General features: G+C 33.4%; 14 protein-coding genes, 2 tRNA genes and 3 other RNA genes. 11 read left to right on the top strand and 8 right to left on the bottom strand.

Going from position 1 to position 23304, the window contains the following annotated elements; all coding sequences use genetic code 11:
* Positions 1-7: 7 nt before the first annotated feature.
* A complete protein-coding gene (gene dndC / locus V7121_RS22150) occupies positions 8-1600 on the bottom strand; it encodes a DNA phosphorothioation system sulfurtransferase DndC (protein ID WP_335547855.1) in 1593 nt (530 codons plus the stop codon).
* Between the two features lie 2 nt (positions 1601-1602).
* Entirely contained in the window at positions 1603-2700 is a 1098-nt protein-coding gene (dndB, locus tag V7121_RS22145; RefSeq protein ID WP_335547853.1) for a DNA sulfur modification protein DndB, read from the bottom strand.
* 210 nt (positions 2701-2910) lie between these two features.
* Here dndB and dptF point away from each other — a divergent pair, with 210 nt between their 5' ends.
* Genes dptF through dptH form a run of 3 tightly spaced genes read left to right on the top strand, consistent with a single transcriptional unit; the run spans position 2911 to position 11991 of the window.
* Positions 2911-5307 (top strand): DNA phosphorothioation-dependent restriction protein DptF, encoded by a 2397-nt coding sequence (gene dptF / locus V7121_RS22140; RefSeq protein WP_335547851.1) that lies wholly within the window; start codon positions 2911-2913, stop codon positions 5305-5307.
* Positions 5308-5312: 5 nt separating this feature from the next.
* Positions 5313-6725, top strand: a complete 1413-nt coding sequence (gene dptG, locus V7121_RS22135; protein ID WP_335547848.1) for a DNA phosphorothioation-dependent restriction protein DptG — start codon at positions 5313-5315, stop codon at positions 6723-6725.
* Positions 6706-11991, top strand: coding sequence for a DNA phosphorothioation-dependent restriction protein DptH (gene dptH / locus V7121_RS22130; protein ID WP_335547847.1), 5286 nt, complete (start codon positions 6706-6708; stop codon positions 11989-11991). The genes dptG and dptH overlap by 20 nt, the downstream gene beginning before the upstream one ends.
* A gap of 29 nt (positions 11992-12020) precedes the next feature.
* Here the strand turns inward: dptH and V7121_RS22125 are convergent, their stop codons facing one another.
* The 3 genes from V7121_RS22125 to V7121_RS22115 are packed head-to-tail and all read right to left on the bottom strand — an operon-like array spanning position 12021 to position 14612.
* The gene (locus V7121_RS22125) at positions 12021-12389 is read right to left on the bottom strand and encodes a hypothetical protein (RefSeq protein ID WP_335547845.1); all 369 of its coding nucleotides are present in this window, start codon (positions 12387-12389) and stop codon (positions 12021-12023) included.
* A 4-nt stretch (positions 12390-12393) separates the two neighbouring features.
* Positions 12394-14412 (bottom strand): DNA sulfur modification protein DndD, encoded by a 2019-nt coding sequence (gene dndD, locus V7121_RS22120; protein WP_335547844.1) that lies wholly within the window; start codon positions 14410-14412, stop codon positions 12394-12396.
* A gap of 11 nt (positions 14413-14423) precedes the next feature.
* Positions 14424-14612, bottom strand: a complete 189-nt coding sequence (locus V7121_RS22115; RefSeq protein WP_335547841.1) for a DNA modification system-associated small protein — start codon at positions 14610-14612, stop codon at positions 14424-14426.
* Positions 14613-14854: 242 nt separating this feature from the next.
* On the opposite strand from V7121_RS22115, the gene V7121_RS22110 reads away from it, so the two are divergent.
* The 3 genes from V7121_RS22110 to V7121_RS24980 all read left to right on the top strand — a co-directional run bounded on the left by V7121_RS22110 (position 14855) and on the right by V7121_RS24980 (position 16780).
* Entirely contained in the window at positions 14855-15652 is a 798-nt protein-coding gene (locus V7121_RS22110; protein WP_335547839.1) for a hypothetical protein, read from the top strand.
* 138 nt (positions 15653-15790) lie between these two features.
* On the top strand, positions 15791-16318 hold the full coding sequence (locus V7121_RS22105) for a hypothetical protein (protein WP_335547837.1): 528 nt from the start codon (positions 15791-15793) through the stop codon (positions 16316-16318).
* Between the two features lie 123 nt (positions 16319-16441).
* Positions 16442-16780, top strand: coding sequence for an HNH endonuclease domain-containing protein (locus tag V7121_RS24980; RefSeq protein WP_420490740.1), 339 nt, complete (start codon positions 16442-16444; stop codon positions 16778-16780).
* A gap of 441 nt (positions 16781-17221) precedes the next feature.
* On the opposite strand, the gene V7121_RS22100 is transcribed toward V7121_RS24980, so the two are convergent.
* Positions 17222-17698, bottom strand: coding sequence for a hypothetical protein (locus V7121_RS22100; protein ID WP_335495959.1), 477 nt, complete (start codon positions 17696-17698; stop codon positions 17222-17224).
* Between the two features lie 306 nt (positions 17699-18004).
* Positions 18005-18388, bottom strand: an RNA gene (gene rnpB, locus V7121_RS22095) — RNase P RNA component class B.
* Positions 18389-18671: 283 nt separating this feature from the next.
* On the opposite strand from rnpB, the gene V7121_RS22090 reads away from it, so the two are divergent.
* From V7121_RS22090 to ffs, 5 genes are all read left to right on the top strand, one after another.
* Positions 18672-19553: an aldose 1-epimerase family protein gene (locus V7121_RS22090; RefSeq protein ID WP_335547834.1), complete on the top strand. Its 882-nt coding sequence runs from the start codon at positions 18672-18674 to the stop codon at positions 19551-19553.
* Between the two features lie 177 nt (positions 19554-19730).
* Positions 19731-19821: transfer RNA gene (locus V7121_RS22085), tRNA-Ser, on the top strand.
* A gap of 8 nt (positions 19822-19829) precedes the next feature.
* Positions 19830-20192: a transfer-messenger RNA gene (gene ssrA, locus V7121_RS22080) on the top strand.
* Between the two features lie 12 nt (positions 20193-20204).
* Positions 20205-20273: transfer RNA gene (locus V7121_RS22075), tRNA-Asn, on the top strand.
* 2 nt (positions 20274-20275) lie between these two features.
* Positions 20276-20359: signal recognition particle sRNA small type (gene ffs / locus V7121_RS22070), an RNA gene on the top strand.
* A 367-nt stretch (positions 20360-20726) separates the two neighbouring features.
* On the opposite strand, the gene V7121_RS22065 is transcribed toward ffs, so the two are convergent.
* A complete protein-coding gene (locus V7121_RS22065; RefSeq protein ID WP_335547832.1) occupies positions 20727-23072 on the bottom strand; it encodes an OmpL47-type beta-barrel domain-containing protein in 2346 nt (781 codons plus the stop codon).
* Positions 23073-23304: the final 232 nt, after the last annotated feature.

Raw genomic sequence — 23304 nt, 5'->3', positions numbered from 1 at the left:
TCTACTATTATAAATGTAAATAGTCTTGTTTTAATGCTTTACCAATCTCGTCCATTAATCCTCTTCGGACCTTATAGCCGGAAAAATCTTTTTCGATGGATATTAATTTTTTTATTACTTTTATATCCACTTTAAACTGATCAGCAAGTAATTCGAGGTCTGAAATTTGTTCTTTATCGAAAAGTGGGCGGTCATCAATTTCCCAATCGATTGAATGGCCCATAATTTCTTGATAAATAGCAGGAACCTGATCTTCCCAGTCTCCCGTTTTAAACCAAATTTTACGAATAGCTTTCAATTCATCTACACTTATCAATTCATAATGAGGATCTTCTGGGTGGACTAGGTCTTTTTGAACTTTTAAAAGCTCCGCTAAAATCTCAGCACGTGCTTCCATTGTAAATGGTCCAAGTCCTAACTGAGCAAATTTTGAAACAATCTGTCCATCTAATGTTTCTTCTTCATAGTTCACCAAGATTTTGTAATCCTCAGGAGAACTTAAGTCTATATTATTTTTTTCAACGTAATCCTTTAGTTCTTCTTTTCTTAGAACCGTATACTCATCAAATTTAATTAACTGTTTGGCACGGCCAGACTTTTTGGGAATCAATACATATTTAACATCGTCAATTTCCTCAACCCGTACATCTTTGTAGTAGATTTGACCATGCTTTCTGTATTTCATCCTTTTCGTTCTGTCGTCTCGGATGGTATAAAGCCAGTTTCTAAAATCTAGTAACGGTTTCATCCAATCGTGACCGCTTTGAATAAAACCGGTGAGAGCCTTATCTTCATTTACAACTGTACAAACCCAACATCCAAATCGGCTGTTACCACATGAGCCAGCACTTTCTTTAATATTCTTATCTATAACTAGAGGGCATTCACCGCTATTAGAATCTTGATACAGTCTATGAAGTTCTTTGTTATCATCGCCCCATGGAGAAGGGTGGTTAAGGAGGTAGTCCCATACATCATCAAGTGAAAAGCTTCTAATTGGAGCATATACATATGCATTCGATAGAGTGGAGTGCTTCATGAAGGTTTTTCCATCAACAGTGTGGGAACGAATTACATTTCCACGTGTTTGACTTTCATCCTCACGAACTCCCAGAACCATAATGACTTCCCCAAAGGAAGAGACCTTATCCATTATGAATTGATTTGCTGGCTCAATTTTTAATCGATCGGTACACCATCTAAATTGTTGATTAGGGGTTGGATAACCTTTCCCAATAATGTTTACCCAGAATGATTGTTGTATGGCAGGTTTTACTTTATGGGTTTCGATTGGTAAATTCCTTTTTAATGCTTCATCTTGTATTCTTCTGAGAGTTTGATTGATGGAATTTATAATTAATGGAGTTTCTACTAGTGTGTCGGAAGAAATCACATATACTTTCTTATGTAATTCCTCTTTCGGCATCTCATCTAATGCTTCAAATACTAACTGGACAACAACGGTAGAATCTTTTCCACCACTATAACCGACAACCCATGGGCGATCATCTTCTTTGTATGCCTTCTTAATGTTCTCCTTTGCTTCATCTACAAAAGGCATTTGACCTGATATTGCGTTACTAATAATGCCGAAAGTCATATTTATACTACTCCTTGAAAAAATTTATTTTCTAAAGTCTGTTCACTTTCTGTTAATGGAAGATTAATAAATTGCTTGATTTTTATTGCAGTTAATTGAATAGTATAGGAAGTCTTTTGAATCCTTCCATTTTGGTTGAATGCACGACCAAGCCAATCATTTGTATTATTTCTGTGCCAATCTATTTTTGAAAGACTTTTAATGTATGGATTCCAATCATGATCATGATAATTTCTGAGGTAGTTTCCTACGATCCCAACAGCCTCTAAAAATACACCGTGCCCAACAATATAATTTGCTCTTAGTTCACGTGGATTCAATTCCTTTTTAAAGACCAAGTTCCATTCTACAATAGAATCACATAAAACGGACCAAAACTGTCTTAAAAATTCTTCCTCCTCATGAGTAATTTCGTCACCTTTTGATTTTCCAAGTAATCTTAAATTAGTATTAAAAATATGATTTAAGGCTAAAATTTTAGGTGAGTTTTTTGATAGAGAAACTCTTTCTTTATCTGTATATCTACTTAGTAAAGGTGTGGAAGTAATAATATCTTTTGTAATCATGGATAAACGGTCGCGGTGGTCATATAGAATTCCGATTGAGGAAGTAGTATTCACCGCATGCCTATTTAAATCCGAGAAAATCTGTTGGGATTTCCTTAACCCTTCATCATGGAAAAATACCACAGAAATTGTTTCGTTTCCAAGTTCAGGTGATATTTTTAAAGCTTCCTCAATTGCTGCGCGTCGATGTTGACCATCATTAATTAAAAATCTGGCATCTAATGCAATTCTTAATTGACCTAAATCTCTAGACGAAGGTTCATTATTAAAAGGAAGAAACTCCACTTCTCCATCAACAGAAGCGGTAATCGATGAAAATACATAATCATTTTGATTTTCAACGATATAATTCGTCATTTCAGGGATTCTTGCTTTATTTAATATTCTTTGAGCTCGGTGTTCAGGTGGAATCTCTTCTTCATCAAAAAGAAAGATTCTTGGAATAATACGTAAGGGACACATTGCAACAAAATATGATTTTCCAGCTTGTACTCCTCTAATCGCAGGGAAATTGTAACTAAACGTCGCGTCCATAACAAACCTCCATATTACGTACGTAATTTATAATTTGATTATAAACGGATATGGACAAACATACAACTAAAATGCCGAACCTTTATTCGGATTTTTGGTTTGGGTATAAGGGATATTATTCTAAAAAAGGTCTAGATTACTAAAAAAGATGGAAATAATATGATAAGATTAAGTATGAAAACGATTTTCACCCTGCGGAGATGATAATTAATGATGATACAAGGATTCTATACTTTGAAATTCTTGGAGAATATTGCTCCTGGAGCAGCCCAAAGTGCCAAGAAAATGGAGGAACTATTGTTTGAAGATCCTGGTAGTTCCATTGTAAAAGCAAGACTTTTTGCAGAGGAAATACTGAATGAAGTCTTTAAACAAGAAGATATTGATGCACCTTATTTATCTACTTTGTATGATAAAATCTCCTATCTGACTAGAGAAGGTTATATAAAGCGAGAAGTACAACAAGCACTTGATAACATTAGACTTACTGGTAATAAAGCTGCGCACAATAGTGAATTTAATGATATTACTGAGGCATTTAAATTACATAAAGAAATGTACAAATTGGGAGTTTGGTTCTCCGAGGTATATTCTTTAGAGCAAATTAAGATTCCAATATATGAAGTTCCGAAACCTCGTCAGAAGGAAGATATTAAGGAACTTGTAAATAGACAAATACTTGAACTTTTAGGTACTAACGGTCTTCAATCAATCTTACAGGACAAAATAGAAAGTACTGAACTACATATTCCCGTAGTTGAACAAGAAGCGGATCATGAGCAAATTGAAATACCTAGAGTAGAGGTAGCCACAAAAATTGGTAAACAAGAAGAATATAAGGATTCTAGTGCAGCGTCCGAAGTGACGTTAGCTAGCGGGAAAAATTATGGGATATTGAATAAGGACTTAGGAGTAGGAGAGAGTTATCTCATCCGAGAATTAAGACGCCTTATGGACTCATCTCAAGAAGCGATTGAAAATGCAAACCAATTTAGTTCTTTCAAGAATTACATGCACGTTGACCGGAAGATTCAATTAGACTTAGAAAATATTCTAAAGAATAACAAAGACAGAAGTAATGGGAATTTAATTTTATTATGCGGTAGTGTTGGAGATGGTAAATCCCATCTTCTGGCATATTTAAAAGAGAATAAACCTGATTTATTAAAGAACTATCATATATATAATGATGCAACTGAAAGCTTCTCACCAAATAAAAATGCCATGGAAACTTTGGAAGAAGTGTTGAATAGTTTTTCAGATCAAAATATCAAAGGTTCAGAAGAAAAAGTAATTTTAGCTATCAATATGGGTGTGTTGCACAATTTTATTAACACAAAGCATAAAGAATATTCATACGAAACCTTAAAACAATTTGTTGAACAGAGTGATCTATTTTCTCCTAATATTACCACATTCTTTAGTGGAGAGAATTTTGATTTACTAAGTTTTGGTGATTATCACTCATTTGAGTTAACAGACAAAGGAGTAATATCGACCTTTTATTCATCTTTAGTTAAAAAGGTTTTCGCTGATTCAAATGATAATCCATTCTATTTGGCATATGAGGAAGATCAGAAAGAAAAGATCAATACCATGGTGCACCAAAATTATAAGCTTCTACAAAATAATGTTGTACAAGATCATGTTGTCCAATTAATCATTCAAACCATGGTTAAGAAAAAATTGGTCATTTCTGCTCGGGCATTTTTAAATTTTATTGCGGACATCTTAATTCCTGATGAAATTCAGAACACTCATATGATGCCGCAATTTGATGTATTGGAATCAGCTTTACCAAATCTTCTTTTTAACAGAAAAGAAAGATCCGCCATATTAAATGCTATGAGTCAATTAGATCCTATTCACCGCAGGTCGGTTAATATCGATCAATTAGTCATTCAGCTAAATACTCTAAATGATTGGCACCATATTATTGAAGAAAATATAAAGGACGAAAGTGCTAAAGAATGGCTCAAGCCTTTTATTTCTAAAAATAATTTACAAGAACATTCATTTAATCTTTTCTTTGAATCATTTATCAGAATCACATTTTTAACAAATGATCAGTTTTTTGGAAAAATTAGTGAGTCTAGTTATTTGGAATTCTTGAGAAGTCTTTACTTTTTTAATAAGGGACATAAAAAAGGCATAGCCGGCTTTTATGAGGAAATTAGAAAAGCGATATTTAAATGGAAAGGCAGTCCAAAAAAAGATTATATTTATTTTAATAAACCCACTGAAAAATATCGTTTAGCACAAAAATTAAATTTAAATCCAACTATGAAACACCTTAAACCAAGTTCAGAGAATGTATTGGAATCTTTTAAATCCACAATATTACTTGCATACATGGGAAAAAGTCCAGAGGAGCTAATTTACCTAGAAATAGATTTTCCTTTGTTCGCGCTTTTATCCAAAGTGAAAGAAGGCTATAGGCCGAATAAAAAGGACGAAGAAGATGCAATAAAATTTGTTGAATTTATCGAGAAGATCATGTCCTTTGGAGAAAAGAAATCTGAATTACTGGTACATTTTCCTAGTGATGAGCGTTTTTATGCAATAAAACGTGGTGCTTTTGATGCTTTTGTTTTTGAAAGGGAGTAACTTATATGACTCAACTTATTGAAAGAGATTATCTAATTTCACATTTAACTAAATTACAAAGACATGATAAAGGGAAGGCAATGACCGTGTTGCCATTTTCAACAAAGAAAACCAGTCCAATCAAAGGACAATTTAATAAAGTGCTTGGGGACTATGTTCGTAATGTTTGTGAGCTGAAATTAGAAGAAAAACAATTTAAACAAACTGAATTATATACATCTACACAAGAAAACCCTTTAAGTGAACAAATTGCGAAGACAATTGAATTTGATGAAGATCAAGAAGATGATAAATATGATTTCATTCGATTCCTAGACCAATATCTTTTTAATCAGGAAGAAATTAAACCGATCCATCCCTTTTTGTTCAATTACATGCAGGTAAAAAAGAAAAATAAAAATGAGAATGAGCTTAGTAAATATGCGCATTTTATTAGAGATATTCTAGCATTGAAAAATAATGAAGTTAAAGAAATCTTCTCTTCTAAAGAAACGGATGATATATTAACGGAACTAATCATTAGTAATTTGGATGCACTAACAGAAGCTAAGCCATTAAATGTGGAATATGAACCATTATTAAGTCCAATAACAAAACTTTATCAAGAAGATCTTGTATTTTTAAGTAAATATAAGGATTACTTTTTAACATCATTTCCTTTATTAACACATTTTTATGTTTTTATGTATGTATGTCAAATAACTTTAAAGTTTGAACAGTTTATTGATGCAGATTTTGATTCTTTACACCCTATATATTTTGCACTTGAATGGGAGTCCATAACCCAAAGGAGAAAGGCTGCTGATGAGCTAGAAGGCTTTAAATTTATTAAGGAAAAATCAAAAAATCTTTTCCCACATATTCATGCTATATCACAAATAAGTCACAACAGTTTAAATAAGACCAGTGGGGATAGAGTGAAATTTATACCTTATAGTACCCTTTATCAAAAAATTTCAATTCAAGGGGAAGAATTCGAGCAAAGGTTCCTTCTTGAGTTAAAACTATGGATTAAAGATTATTTAAAATGGGCGAATAAGGAGTTAGAGGATAATTCAACAGACCTCCCAACAGCCTTCAAGGTGTTATTCCAATCTGTAAAGAAAGGGACAAACTCCGAAGTTGCTGAAAGATATGGAAAAAATATCGAAGCACTAGGAGCAAATCAATTTTTAAAAGGCCGAGGAAGTATTGGACAAGTGTTAAATATTAAACATGATTTTCTTCTTTTACTAACAGCAGTATCTGTAAAAGATAAAAGGATTCCTCTAAATGACTTATTTATTGAATTTGAGAAAAGGGGAATCGCTTTTGATCGATACTCTAAAAAAGAGATTATTACTCTACTCGACAATCTAAATATTCTTGATAAAAAAAGTGATAGTGGGGATGCTCAATATGTCAAAGCAATTTTATAATTATATAACCACTTTGCTTGTGGATCATTTTAGGTCGATTGGAATTAAACCAGGTGATCGCTTTTACTTGCAATTAGATAGTCAAGCAGATGTAAATTCACTTGTAGCTGCGTTAAAGGAAATAAATGATGTTAATATTTTTAAATATAAGCATGAGTTGGGAGAAGAATACCAGACCTTCTCCATAAATATTAATAATATACAATTAGTAGTGGCAAATACCTCTGAAAATGTTAAACCTGATTTTCTTGTTACATTAAGAAATCTAATTGGAGAACAAAAAGGTGTATGGGAAAATACCGCATTAATTAGTGTTGTATCTGATCAGTTAGATTCCATACAAGGTGGCAGCAGTGATCTCCAAAAAGAAGGTATGCCATTACATCCTAATTCACTCTTTGAAAATCTGAAAAACGATATTGAAGATAGTCAAGTTCCGAAAGTTGATAAAATTATTTTGATTGATAACTTAAAAAATCTAATGAAGGAACAAGCATTTCAACATATCACATTTTTTGAGTTCGAAGATATATTCATAACTTTGCAAAAAGGGGCAATTGAGGATAGTGATTATCATAAATTTGGGATGTTTAAAGACCCTGAATTAGATAAATTCAAAGGCAAAGAACAAGAAAAACGACTATTCGAAAATAGGGAGTTATTTGAGTTTGTTAAGAAGGTACACGATTTTGGTTTAGGCGATGAAGAGTTTGAGAAAAAATTCTTACCCGAGCATACCCGTGAGATAAAAGATGATGAATGGAAGGAAGTTCCATTCTCGAAAATCCTTAAATATCATGAGGATTTTAAGAAAAACACAAAAAAGAAAAGGGTTGACTATGATTCCCTCAAAGTTTTAGATAAATTAAAGTGGTGGGATAAACCTAGCAGTGAATCCTCAGCTGGTAAGAGAAAAAGGAATATTATCGTTTTTAATCCTGATAACAAAGAACAAGTAGAATTACAATTATCTTTTTCATTTAGTGGAAATGTAAAAAGTTTATCAACTGATTTTTTAACTGTACATGATTATCTTAAAACACAAACTAAGGTGGAAGTGAAAAGTAAAAATATTATTGCTTCCATACCATGTAAGAAAGATAAAGCAACCTTTGTAAGGTTCTCCTATAAGCATGATAAGAAGGTTTCCTTAGGTGCTGATTTTTTGATTGCTGTCCTGCCTATTGATCCACTTTATTTGGATACTTATAAATCAAAGTATTCAATAGAACCAGGAAAAGGATTGATTGAACTCAATTATGAGGAAGATTATTTAACATTTGGTAGTGGTTTAGAACAAAAAAAGGTTCAGATCACAGACCAAAAACAGGTAGTTTCCGTTTCAGAGGACGATAAAACCACCATAATACCTATACCAGAAGCATTTAATGATAATGATGAGTTAATGATTTCTATAAAATTTGACCAATCAGAAATTCCATTCTTGTTAAAAAATGAACTCCCTGAATCAATGCCTATTAATGGGCAGCGTATATGGAAGCTAGTGAGGGAAACAGGAAAAGATATTAATTGGATAAAGGAAAATAATCGTTTAGTTTTGGAGAATAGGGAGTTTTATTTTCATTCAGAATATCGGGTGTTTTTTGAATGGGAAGATTATTGGATAGAAAATGGTTTAAGATGCGCAAGATTCGAATCGGACCAATTACTTCCAATTGACCTTAAATTAAATGAAGATATTAGAGAGGCCTATAGTAGATTTATTACCTATTTTAAGATAAGAAATTCCATTCCTAGTTTAAGTACCGTCACAGATGAACTAAAGCAACGTGCCATTGAGTTTATTCAAATATATATAAAAGAAATAGAGAATTTTAAGAACGGAACACCAGCTGGGACTAAAGGAAGAGATTTATTTAAATTAGGCACCATTCATTCTAATGGTATGTTTTATTTCACTCCATTTCATCCTGTAATGTTAGCATTTAAACTCAAACTTTATGAGTTATTAGGTTCAGAAGAAGTGGACAATAGTATCTTAAACCGATTAAGTCCAGATGCGTTATTACCATTTATTTATGACGGGAATGAGACATTATATAAGCCAGATCATCAACAGGTTGCATTAGAATGGTTAAGATTCAAGCCAGTAAGTAAAGTGTCAGTTTCAGATGCAAATCATTACTTAGCAAAAGTGGTAAATGACAAAATCTCACAATTTAAAGATCATTTTTCATACCTATTTATTCAAAAATCTCAAGCTCCACTTCAAATTAACATAATCAATATTTCGAATGATAAGGAAGTCATCCGAGGAATTTTTCAATGGATGGTAGATGAAATTAAAAAAGAAGGGTTAGAGCGATTAAAACCAATTGAAGTGACTCTTTACAAAGAGGAAATATCTGAAAGCTCTTTTGATTTATATGCGATAACTGAGTCGGTGGAGGACTTTGAACAGACTTTTGATGTAAAATTAAATATTAAGGATACTGATCCTGATGATATTTTACGTACAATAAGACAAAAGTTACTCTTTTATAAACAGGATCCTAATTCAGATTTTAGATACGCACATATTTCTTTCTACAAAATGCATGCACAGGAACACCATGCAGTTCAACCAATTAAAGAAATGATTTCTGGTATTGCAATTGATGGACTGTATTCAAGTGTCCCCTCTATGAAAGATGAAGAAAACTATAAGAGTGGGTTTGGGACAAAAGCTTATGGTGTTGAAAAGGAAAATGTTTTAACAAGCACTGTATATTACGTAAATGAATTGGCGGCAAATTTAAGAAATGGTGGTAATGACAGCTATAGAAAGGGTGAAGCGATATTTTCTCGTACCACCACGACAGATGAGAAAACATTAGAGAAAGTATTCAAATCGTCCTATTGGGTGACTTTTGTCGATCCATCCATTGATCTTGAGTTTTTCAATAAGTATGATGGTAATTTGGTCGTAATCCATTATAGTGACCAGTATTCTTCATCAAGTCGTTATGATGCCATAACCGTAACTGATAAATCAGAACAATACTTTGCGGTAATAAAGGAATTTCTTAAACAAAAAGAAGTTGAAGGGACAGAAGAAAATGTCCTAAATACAATAAGATCGTTCAATACCTTTAATGGTGAATGGCTATTAAGAATCATTGGTAGCAAAGGTCATTATGATAGGGAGAAGTTAAGTATTATTTCTGCTATTAAATATTCCGTATCATATTTTGATCACCCCAATATTTTATGGATACCTATTTCACTAGAAGAGGTATTAAGAGTTGCTGGTGCTGTAAGCTTAAACAAATCTGAAGGTGTTTTTACCGCAAAAAATCTCGGTGTTAAAGGGAGCCATAGTGACGACTTGCTGCTAATTGGATTAGAGGATCGTAAAGGAGATCTCTTACTTCACTTTTACCCAATTGAAGTAAAAATTGGATTTAACAAAGGTGATATATTAGATAAGGCTAGACACCAAGTGAACAAAACCAAAAAATTAATTTACGATGCTTTGACCGGAGAAGCAGGGGAATTATTTTCAGGGAGATTTTATCGTAATTTCTTTGTTCAATTACTAATTGCCAATGCGAAAAAGTTAGATCAAAGTGATTTTTGGGATGAAAAAAATTATAATCTGACAGATGAAGTAATTGAAAAACTTTTAAAGGATCAATTCAAAGTTTCGAATCACTTACAGAATATGATTGGGGATGGTGCAATCCTATCTTTCCAAAAGGGTGCCTACCATCGAAGTGCTGTATTAGAGGAAGATGTACTATTATTAAACTTAACAGAAAAAGATGGATTTGATGGTTTAGTTATTCCCATTAAAGATATGAGACATTGGATTCAAGAAAAAGAAAATGATTTTGTAAAAGAAGAGATGCTCTCATATAAGTATCAAATTGGTGGACATTCAACACAGAATTATTCTGAGGACACCGATATTCTTTCAAATACCTTACCTACTAATGAAGATAATTCAAACGGAAATTATGAAAACAATGATGATCAGAAATTAGTAAACTACGACGAAATTGAAAATACAACTATAAATAATGAAATAAAAACGGATATCATATCCCATGATGATGTTGCAGAAGAAGAAAAAGCGGAAACAGATGAAAAAGTGGAACTAGGAGTTCCAGAAGAACAAGAAGCTATTGGAGGGCAGCATGTATTAGAATCGGTAAGACTAAAGATTGGTAAAGCAGAAAATTCTACCCGTGATATCTTTTGGGAATATGGCAATAGAGGATTAGCAAATCGACATTTGCTTATTTCTGGTAAGTCTGGACAAGGAAAAACCTACTTTATGCAATGTTTGTTATTAGAGAAGTCTAAACTAGGGATTCCTAGCATTGTAATAGACTATACGGAAGGTTTTTTACCAAATCAGTTAGAGCCTGAGTTTGTTGAGTATTTAGGAGATAAACTTAAACAGAAAATTGTATATAGTGAAAAACTTCCGATTAACCCATTTCAAAAGAATATTCGGGATATCGGCGGAATTCAATTACCTGAATCCAATACAGATGTAGCAGAACGGATCAAAAGTGTATTTGCTGCAGTTTATAAATCACTAGGCATTCAACAACAAAATGCAATATACGAAGCTATATTACTTGGCTTAGATAAGTATGATAGCAATATGAGTTTACTTAAATTAAAGGCAATCCTTGAAGAGGATGGCTCGTCTTATTCGAAAACAGCGTTATCCCAAATTCGGCCGCTTATAGATCGAAATCCATTTAGTAATGAAAATGAGATAAAGTGGAATGATGTTGTTGAAAGTAATGGAGAGGTTTATATAATTCAACTGACTGGGTTTCCAAGGGATGTTCAATTAATGATTACAGAATTCATACTATGGGATCTATGGAATTTCTCGGTGAGATACGGTAATAAAAATAAACCAATGCCGGTTATTATGGACGAAGCTCAAAATCTTGATCATACTGAAAAATCTCCATCTGCCAGGATCTTAACCGAGGGAAGAAAGTTTGGATGGTCAGCATGGTACGCTACTCAATTTCTCAAATCACAACTAGATGCAGACGAGTTAGCAAGGTTACAGAATGCATCTCAAAAAATTTACTTTTCTCCACCAGAACAAGAGTTATCCACTATAGCAGCCAGTCTATCAAAGGATAACCAGGAAAAAAAATATTGGGAAAATAAGCTTGCATCTCTAAAGAAGGGTCAATGTATAGTTCATGGACCAGTATTAAAAGACAATAATGATTTGTCTAATCCAGTTGCTACAGTAGTAAATATCTTACCTTTGTCAGAGAGAATATAAAAAAAATCCCACCAAATGGTGGGATTTTTTTATAAAATCATTAATCTAAAATCTTCCATTGAGGTTTTGTTTTTTAAATCCTCATTTAAAGTTCTTAAACCTTTTTCAATGTAAGCCAACATATGTTTGTGTAACTCAGAATCATCAAGAGAAGAGTTCACTTCGTTTATTAAAAGATGTTTGAACATTACAAACTCTTTGTCTTTAATTATATTATCAGGAATTGTCCACTTATCTTTACCACTTTCAAATACTTCTGTGACTGCTCCATTGGATACAGAAATACCTTTAGCAAGTGCGATTTTAACCGCCATCGGTCTTTCAACTTCTAATGTATCAGCAATAGTATCTAAAATTTTTTTCCCTCTTTCAGATAGCGTCATTCTTCGATTAGACATTTATTCACCCTCTAACAAATTTAAAATATCCATCTCGAATAATGGTATATTTCTTGCTTTCGTTATAGTCTAACATATATTGTTTGTATGAATTGTTCTTCATAAGATTAACATAATCTTGTGTTATTTCTGTATCAGTTGAAAGTATTATTACTTGTTCACTTAATTCTTTATAGTAGTGATTGATTAAATGGTTTCTATGATAACTATCTAGTCGTCCAAGTGGAGTATCAATTACCATAGGTAATGATAAATCCGATGCTTTTGTTAGAGCCCAAATTAAAGCTGATGAAATCATTTGCATTTCTCCAGCGGACCTATCTTGAATACTGATCTCTTGCATGCGATCGTTATACAAGCGAATTGCATAGGTATGAATATCAAATTCGATCTTACCGAATTCTTCTTGTTTTCTAAAGAGCTTTTTGAGCATTTTTGAAAACTCATCCTTTATAAAGTTTGCTTTCATAGTTGTTACTTCTGTAACATATTGCTCAATTGCTTTAATGATTCGTTCAACTTGAACATTTCTAGTTTGTAACTCCTCTAAACTTTCATTCTGTCCTGATAATCGGGTTAATTTATTATTTAAGTTGGCTTTTTCTTCATTCGCCTTGCTTAATTTTTTAGTTATATTATTAAACTTTAATTTGACCTCACCAAGCTTGGATGTAAGTAAATCAATTTTGTTATTTTCCTCTTCAATATTGACAGCTTCTGGAGCATTGCGAATTTCAACTTCAAGAGAATTTAATTCCTGCTGTAATTTTTCAATTTTATTAATGGATTGGGTAGCTTGTTTTTTATCTTTAATAATTATGCTTTGAATGTAACTGTAATCGTTGGTAGTTATATCATGTATTTCTTTAATTTCTGAAGGTACAGCAGCATGCCTAACATCATTTTCTTTAATCCATACTTCCTCACCGAGCTTTTTTATTTGTAACAATTGCTCATTCGTTAATGGGGGAGTAATACTCTTGCTCAATAATTGATCCATAAACTTTCTGTAAGGGGTTAAAGATACGTCTTGTAATATCCTTTTGTGACTTACTTCATTTTCCAGTTTAAGTTGTCTCTTTAAGTTTGAAATTTTATTTCTTAAAATGATATTGATCATATTTTGTTTTAGGAACGTGTTCAAATCATCTTTCGCTAGCTTTAATTCTGTATCAATTCGAGTCTGTTGTTTAATAATTGCCTCTCGTGATTTAGAATTATGTGAAAGTTTATTGTTTCGTTCCGTTTTTGCTTCATTGATCAATTTTTCATAGTTTCGAATCTCGGCTAAGTATTTATTTCTTCTAGTTTCAAGTGTTGTGATCGTTTCATTAATATCGTTAAGTTCTGTTTGAATATTTGTTAGCTTAATTTGAGATACTGACCTAGCTAGTTTATTTTCTAATGAACTTTTTAGAGCGCGTAGATCTTTTAATAAAAGTTTATATGATTCCATACCGGTAATTTTATGGATTGCTTCTTTCATTTCATGGCTATTTTGTCTTAGTACAATATCCTTAATCTCTTCTCCATCAAATATGAAAAAAGGTGCAGCATTATAAGGAATGATTCTATCGATAAATTTATTATATACTTCAATATTGTCAATCCTAGCATGCTTTGCGTGTTTTGATTTTGCCCCTCTTACTTCCAGTGCTCTTTGTTCATGGGAAACTCGCTTTACCTTATCAAAGTACCATTTAACTTTTAAGGTCCATTCTTCACCAATATCTGTTTCCAATGATAGTGAAACTGAACACTCACGGCCACCTTCATCGAAAAATGTATTATTAATAACATTTGAAAATAATCTTTTATACTCAGATTCAGCCATTCCTCTCTTACCAAACAGAATATAAAGGATCGCTTTTAGAATAGTAGTTTTACCAGCCCCATTTAGACCACCAAGTAGTATAATATTTTGCTTTTTTTCATTTCTAACATCTTCTGGAATATAGAGGTCAATTTCTTGATGACCGTAATAGGTTTTGTAATTATCAAATACAAGCTTCTTTAAAAGCATTAGTTATCACCTTACTGGTTAATTTTTATGTGAAAGTCAATTAAATCTTGATATTCTTTGATTCTTGCTCCTGGAGAAACATTTTCATAAGTAAACTTTTCAGATGCTTTGATTAAGTCTTTAGCAAGCTTGAGCGGAACATCATTTTTGTTACAAACATCAGCTAGTAGTTCTAACTCTCTTCTTTTTATTTCCTTCATTTATATCACCTACATCCGTTTCAGTAATGTTAATTTTTTCGACACCTTCAACTAAAAGTTTACCATATTTAACAAATTATTTAACAAATATTATAAAAACAATTATTTCTGCATGACACCAAAAGACATTCTTTATTATGAACAATTGATATAATTAAGGTTACCAAACATTTAATCACTAGAATATTGAATCAAATAAAGGTAATTCCTTATAACTATTATTGAAAAGTGGCGGTATATTTATGTTTAAAGAAACCTTTGTTTATATTGACAACTATTTGAATGAGAAGTACGAAAATTATTATTCAGAAGTACTTTCTGAACAGATAAAAGATAGTCAAAATGATGTAAATTTATGTAAAATGGAATTTAATACGATTTTGGATAAATTAATTTTTGTAAATCTATTTGAAAATGAACATAATTATGATGTAATCGAAGAGGTAAAGGGATTAACATTTAGTAAAATCTCAAAATTAAGTATTAATGAAATTGAGTTTTTATTTTTAAAATGTTTGGATAAATTTATTAATTATCACCAGTACTATGATTTAAGGTTCCCTTTAAATATAAAATCAAAAGTTGAATATATTTCAAATGAGATAATACATTTAATTGAAGAAACAATTGAGCACCAATTAACTGATGCTGGTACTATATTGGATATATTTCTGAAACAATTAAGAGAAGATATTAGTAAATTCTTGTACACAGGACCTCTTGTTGAAGAAGATGATAATTTGATGAAATATAATAATTTTTGGGATGAATTTTGTTACTACGTTATCATGGAAGAGGACAAGGGCTATTTACTAGATATTTTTTTTAAGGACATTAAAGAACAGGTATATTCGTCCTTAAATAATTTACCTTTAAAAGACATTATTTTATTATACACTCAAACAGATTATTTTATATATTTTGGAAGTGAATTTCCACCTCAGACAAGGGAAGAAATGATCTTTTCCCTTGTACCAAAATTGTTAGATGATATTAAGGAGCTGGCTTGGTTTGCAGACATTTCTCATCTCTTAGTTTAACGAAGAAAATAATGGCGAAAAGTATTTAAAAATGGCTCAAATTACATGAGTCTTTTTTTGTGTATTTAATAATCTACTCACTCGTATTCTCCAATTTGTATTATTTGGTATAATATGGAGTGAGGTGGTGTTAGAACAATGGCAGGTTGGGACTTGAAAGTTGGAGAAATTAAACAATCCTATGTTACAGATGATGATATTTGGAAAGCTTTAAACAAATTTTATACCCATGGAAGTAAGACAATGTCATATAAGTTTGGTTTACTAAAGTCACTAATCGAAAATTTATATAATGTAAATGAACGCCTAGAATTGCGGTTTGACGATTTATTTTACTCCTTTACCCAGATTTATTGGAATTTAGTTATTCATCATCAGCTCTGGCAGTCAAATTCTAAAAATCAACGCTCTAGTATTCAAAGGTCACTAGAAGATTTTTGTCAATATTATTCAATTCCTTCTGAGTGGACGTTCGATAAACTTCCAGATTATTTACAAAATAAAGTTATAGCGTCAGTAAAAAAGAATGGAAAAAAATATGTTATAGGGGCTTTTTATATCGATACAAACTCCTTTTTTTATGAGTTTGATCTTAAACATGAATATCTAAAATTAAATTTGCCTGTATATAGATTTTTGCAGAAGCACCAAAGGATGCTAACCTAATTAACAAACTATCACCTTGCAAAGTTCCTTGAGAGTATTAACAAGGTTCCTAATATTAATTACATATTAGGTAAAGTTGAGACCGTCTCAAAAAGAAATTCCCTTGCTACTTTTTTAAACATATTGACAAGGTATGATAAAGAAAATTGTTTTTATTGTGGGAAGGTTATTAATAAAGAGAAGAGAAATAACGATGTTGACCATTTTATTCCATGGAGTTTCATACAAAATGACAATCTTTGGAATTTAGTTATTGCATGTCAAAAATGTAATACTCAAAAGAGTGATAATATTGCCGAAGAAAAATATTTAGATAACCTTTTGATTAGAAATCAAGAGTTATCTAGAGAAATTGAAAAAGAAAGCAATTTAATTACAAATTATAGAGAAGAAAAATTAATTCAACTATATAGCTATTCTATTTATAATGGATATTCTGAAATATGGACTCCCAAGATTTAGTCCATGAAAGTAAAATTTCAGGGCCAGACACCATCACTTTTTCGGTGGCCTAGCACTAAATATTGGGTTTATTTAAAAATTAAAAAATAAAGATGACCAAGGATAATAGAGAAAAAATATACGATTAAATCTAGTCAGGTTGTAGAATATATATGAATGAAACGCCTAAATGACAGGATGGCAATATTTAATTTGCTGATCTGTCACATTTAACAGGATATTTATCCCATTAAAGCGAATTAGTAGAGTGCTAAGTCGCGGTTTAAATATTGAATGGAAGTTTGGGACATAGAAGTATTTGTAGACATGACAAAAGGAGTGCAATTGAATTTTTAAATCGACCACATTAAAGTTAATAATTATTAACTCATCTGTTTTAAAAAATAGAAATAATAGACGGAGCCTATATTTTTATAGGCTCCGGATTTTTGGCACAATCTTTTAGACATTGAAATTTCCTAAATGAACAAAATGTTTCTCCCCTATATATCTGTCATATACTTTAATTGTCTCTCCATCAGAATCAACACGTATTTCTTGAATTGCATCTGTATATGCTTCAAAGTAATACGAATCATCCGAGCGGTAATCAAAGACAATATCAGAATACCCGTTATCTGCAAGTATATTGGTAACCTTATTTACCATTTCTTGTTCCGTTATATCCTCTATCTCATTTTCAGGTAAGGAAAATTCTTTTCCTAGATAATTAATATAGGGTTTTCTATTTATTATTTGATAAAACCATACCTCATCAAATCCACTGCCATTTAAATAATGATATTCCTCTTTAAGTTTCTCAAAAGCAGCTGCCTCTGATTCCGCATAAACAAAACCTAATACTTGAAAGTTATCATAAATCATTTCATTTGGTGAAGTAGTCGTTCCTTCGGGGGAAATGGCCATCCAATGATTCATTTCCTTTGCTCCTCATCAAATATAATATTTGGATCAGCTTTTACCAATTAACATAGAAACATACCCGATAAATAAAAAAAATCTTAAACTAGAAATTTATGAATTTTTTCCATAGAAAAGTGATGTGACGGAAGAGGAAGTGTGAGAATGGGTGTTGTTTTTTTATGAGAGAATGCCACGAAATTTAACCTATCTTACCATTTAAAAAAGAATCCCCTGGATTTATCCATGGGGCGAAGACAAAAGCATATATAGCTCTTCCAACTCATAATATTGTAGCTTTGAACGATCAATTGCTTATGAAATGGCTGTAAGCCAGGTTCTGTTCTTCTGTACTTCAATCGGCAGCAAGCCTCGTACTAGAAGTGTAGTCATCTATCTATCGGCCAATGGCCGATTCATCCGTTAGGTTCATTTTCCGCAGGATGATGCCCCTACCTTAATTTGGGTTGCTCGCTCGTGGGGTTTACCCGTTCCACCTTTTCCGTTTCCAGAAAAGCTCGTCACTGTGGCACTTTCAGGTTATTTTCAGCATATCCAAAAGGACGTAGCATGATTTCACCGCCGTCAGCCGAAACGTTTAATCGGCTGCCCACCTTTGCAGATGGCACGAACACTACAGGCATCTCAGCACTGTGCGAGCCTGGACTTTCCTCAGCTCCTATAAAGGAACCGCGACTACTCACCATTTCATGTTTATGAATTCGTTCAGAACTGACAACACATACTATATCAAGGATACCGAGATAAATCCTTAGTAGTTTTATTCCAATGTTTCCAATTAAGTTGGGCATTCTTAGGTTAATTTCTCCAATAGTCAATTTTAAATTTAATTCAAAATTTTCCACATAAACAACAGACGTCATTTTATTTTATAAAATTGTACAAGGCAGATATTTGAGATTTTCCCCTTGAGATTAAGAAGGGTACTTTTACACTATGATTCATCTTAAACATGAGAGTTGAGGGAAATATGATGCTTGTAATTGAAAATGATTGGTTAAAGGTAGGTATAGTAAGAAACGGTGCTGAAGTACGAGAAGTGAAGCATAAGAAAAATGGGCTAGACTATATGTGGACAGGGGATAACGCCTACTGGGGACGAGTCTCGCCGGTCTTATTTCCGATTGTTGGACGGTTAAAGGGAGATCGATATCAACTGGATAATCAGACCTACAAGATGTCACAACATGGCTTTTTGCGTGACGTTGTATTCGATATAGAAGAGCAGACAGCAACAACTGCTTCTTTTGTGTTTGAGTCTGCTGGACGCTTCAATCATGTTTATCCTTACGAGTTTAAAGCGTTAATTCGTTATTTACTTAAAGAGGACTCCCTAATGGTTCAGTGGGAAATAGTAAATAAAAACAAGGTAGAAATGTATTTTTCAATTGGTGCCCATCCTGCATTTAGGATTCCTCTTGTAGAAAATGAAACTCTTGAGGACTACAGTTTAAACTTTACTCCTGCAGTAAATAAAAATGTAATGGAATATGAGCTAAAGGAATCTCTCATCCATGAGAGGGGCATTGCAAATGATACTTCAACGATCCAGCTCAAGTACACTCTATTTGCACATGATGCTCTTGTCTACAGCAATATCGATCAAATTACACTGGAATCTAATAAAACAGGTCATGGAATAGAAGTATTGCTCGAAAAATTCCCGTTTGTTGGAATTTGGTCGAAATATATGAACACGACTGGCACTATAGCACCATTTGTTTGCATAGAGCCTTGGTATGGCATTGCCGATACGTATAAGACATCTGGGAACATGAAGGAGAAGATGGGAGTGAATAAGCTTGAAGCAGGAGAAACATTTCTAGCTGAATATAAAATGAAGTTTAAATAACAGTCGAAAGAAGATTGTCTTTTTGTTGTTAATTCAAATCAAATGCATGTCCTGGTCTGGAAAGAATTAAAATCAGGACTTTTGAACTACCAAAATTTACAGCTATCTTCCAATTTAAATAGATGTTATATTTCTCTTGTAAGTTCTTATCGGATCTTCGCGATAAGGTTTTAATACAGAGAAGTACTCAAGAGGCTGAAGAGGCGCCCCTGCTAAGGGTGTAGGTCGGGTAACCGGCGCGAGGGTTCAAATCCCTTCTTCTCTGCCATTTATTATGGGGATGTCTTGGTATCGACAGGGATCGTTTGAGCTTATATGGCGAGTCGAGGGATTCGACCTCGTTAAAACGATAAAGCCTATAACTGGCAAACAAAACAATAACTTCGCTTTCGCTGCTTAATAACAGTCGATAGCGGTTCCTCCCTCCATCGTCCATGTGGTAGGGTAAGGGACTCATTCCGAGTGGACTACGCCGGATTCCACCGTCTGAGGATGAAGGAAGAGAATAACCAGACTAGCTGCTTCAACGCCTGTCAGTAGGCTAAAGAAGTGGACGAAAACTAATTTTACTGACTACACTCGTAGAAGTATAAGTGCCAAGGTCTTTGCACACGGGTTCAACTCCCGTCATTTCCACTAATTTTTTTTTATATCGCAGTAGTAAAGTGGCAGTCCATTCGGCGGTTAACCGATCGGTCGTAGGTTCGAGTCCTACCTGCGGAGTTTTGTCCAACAAAGACGCTAGGAAACTGGTCAGGGCGGGAACGCAGCAGCCATAACTGGTGAAATTGTGTGGGCAATTACATAGTCCTATAAAGCTTAAAACGCTAAACTCCATTTTTGTTGGAGTTTAGCGTTTTTTTTTTACAATTTGGGATAATTTTATTAGTAAGTTGAGGATCGACTTTTATTTATTTGTCAACCTTTACTTTTATGAAATGATAGTGGATAGTAAATTCGACTATGTACCCTTTGAGATTTATTGTATTGGAAAATACAGAAATACGGTTTAATTTGATTATTTCTTACTATAAAGACTAAACGGCCTAAGCCCCTTGGAATACATGGCTCAAACCGTTTATTGTCACATATTTATTTCCGCTGTTTAATTGACGGGTGGCACTTCTATGAGTTGGGCCTCTTTTTATTATAAACCCAACAGTTTATTTCAATTTACTTTTTAACAGTTATTACACCACTTTTTGTAGATGTGTTCCCAGCTTTATCTATGACTTGATAAGTTACCTTGTATGTTCGATTGTGAGAGCCTGTTCTTTGAGCTTTGACGTAAAAGGACGTGTCGGCTGTCCCAAATTTTGCACCAGTGTACACAGGCTGCACTTTTCCTTTCACCTTATCAACCTGATTACTTGAGATCGATAATAATTTATAGGTGGATACTCCGGATAAAGAGTCTTTAGCAGATAGTTTCACCTTTATGAGTGTCATTTTATGACTTTTCCCGGATAGAGTAGAATGATTAAACGAAAAGGATAAAGATGGCTTTGTTTTATCAATTCTAACGGTTAATTTTTTGGAGCCTTCCACATTTCCGGCATGATCAATACTTCGATACTCAACCGTGTTAGTTCCTTCCGTAGAGACAGTAATTGGGTTGTAATATTTTGTCCACGATCCTTTGTTCATTCGATACTCTTTTCTTAACACGCCAGATAAATTATCTTTTGCTTGCAGGTTAATTGTCACATTTGAACGGTACCAGGTTGATTTTACAGGACTAGCGGTGGTATTTGGTGCTAGTTTATCAATTTTGTATGAAGCTGTTTTGGTTGTTTCCACATTTCCTAATTTGTCGGTACTTCGGAAATGGATTTGATATTGTCCTTGATTGGACAAAATAACAGGTGCGATGTATTTTTGCCAAGCTCCATTATTAATTTGATACTCTGTTTTTGAGACTCCGGAAAACGGGTCATTTCCTACTAAATTGAATACAATATTTCCGTTCACCCACATATTTTTTACTGGAGTTATGGTCGTAGTAGGTGCGGTTTTATCTATATTGATGGGTAGAGTTTGTGTTTCTTCCATGTTTCCAGCAGTATCTATACTGCGATATTCCAGTTGATTTTTCCCGCTAGAAGAAACAGTGATAGAAGTATCATAGGTTTGCCAATCCCCATTGTTCAAACGATATTCCGTTTTCGATACTCCAGATAAATTATCTGATGCGTTTAGATGAAGAGTCACCGTATCCTTCGTCCACTCGGTATTTGTTTGGTCCACACCTGTTTTCGGCGGGGTATGGTCAATATTAATGACTTTGCTAACGGTTGCGACGTTTCCAGCATTATCTGTACTCGTTATATCAAATTGATTGGTTCCCTCATTTGTGATTGAAATCATCTCAGTATAAGGCTTCCAGTCCCCGTTGTTCAATCGATATTCTGTTTTGGCTACACCCGAATAGTCATCTGTTGTTGAAAGATAAAGGCTTAAATCGCCATACCATTCAGCATCGAGCCCTGTGGTAATCGTGGGTGCTTTATTATCATAATTTACTGTTATGGTTTGCGTTGGTTCAGTTATTCCGGCTGCATTTACACTATAAAATTTTAGAGTGTATTGCCCGCTTTTAGAAAAGTGAATAGGTTCTGTGTATCTATACCACCTCTGTGAATAGCTAGAGTCATATTGTGGAATATTATAATCTGTATAATTAATACTAGATAAACTATCCGACGCTGATAAAACAATACCAGTTGCATTGTACCAACCATTCGTTACTTCAGCAGGAGTGGTTATTGGAGCTGTCTTATCCAGCTTTATTGAAGCACTCTTTACGGTCTCTTCCTGTCCGATATTGTCTGTACTTTTGTAATTGATGGTATAAACCCCTTCATCACTAATCATGAACGGCCCCGTATACGTTTGCCAATCTCCATTATTCATTTGATAAACGGTTTGAGCCACGCCAGAAAAATCATCCGTTGCGTTTAATTTGACGGTGATGTTATTTCGAAACCATCCATTGTATGGCGATGTTGGCTGGAGAGATATTTGGGTGACCGGGCTAAGATGGTCCGTTGGGGCGGTAACATTGATATCATATTGGCTCAAATCTTGATATACCCAATAAGGAATTGTTGTCGTCCGTGTTCCATTTAAGATCGTTATATTGTTCCCTACGTTATCCACTAAATAAATTTGACTAATACTCCAATTTCCTTGGGCATCGTTTTGACCAGTTTGGAAAACTCCCTCATATTTTCCTGTTGCAGCATTAAGTTTTAATGAAATGTATTTATTTGCGTTGCCAGCTGGTGGTTTAAAATAAATCGAAACGGTTTTTACTCCTGATACGTCATCGCTGACATCAGCAGTTACCTGAACACTTTGACCCGCTTCTATCGTATTTTGAGAGAGGCTAAGGGCATTTAAAGTAGGCGGGTTCGTATCAGACTCAGCGTGAGTGACGATACCGGGCCACCACGTATCCATAAAGAGGACTAAAGCTAAAATGGTAAAGAGAAATTTTTTATAAGAATTCGTATGCATCGTCACTACTTCCTTTTGTTTTTTATTTATGATTGCCATTATCTTTTTTTCGATCCTTCTATACTGTTAAACTCATAAATTATTTCCTTGCAACATTATTAAAAAAGACTCACATGCAAGCAGCAGAAGATTCGTAAAAAATTTACCATGATATGACTTATTATAGCAATGAAAAGTACATGAAGATAGTGGAAACTGATTCATCTCTACAAACATGGCTTTACAGAATTGG

The sequence above is a fragment of the Neobacillus drentensis genome (assembly GCF_036962125.1).
GTDB classification, from domain to species: Bacteria; Bacillota; Bacilli; order Bacillales; family Cytobacillaceae; genus Neobacillus; species Neobacillus drentensis_B.
Note: the sequence above shows the minus strand (reverse complement) of the source record. Positions and strands in the feature narration are given on the sequence as shown.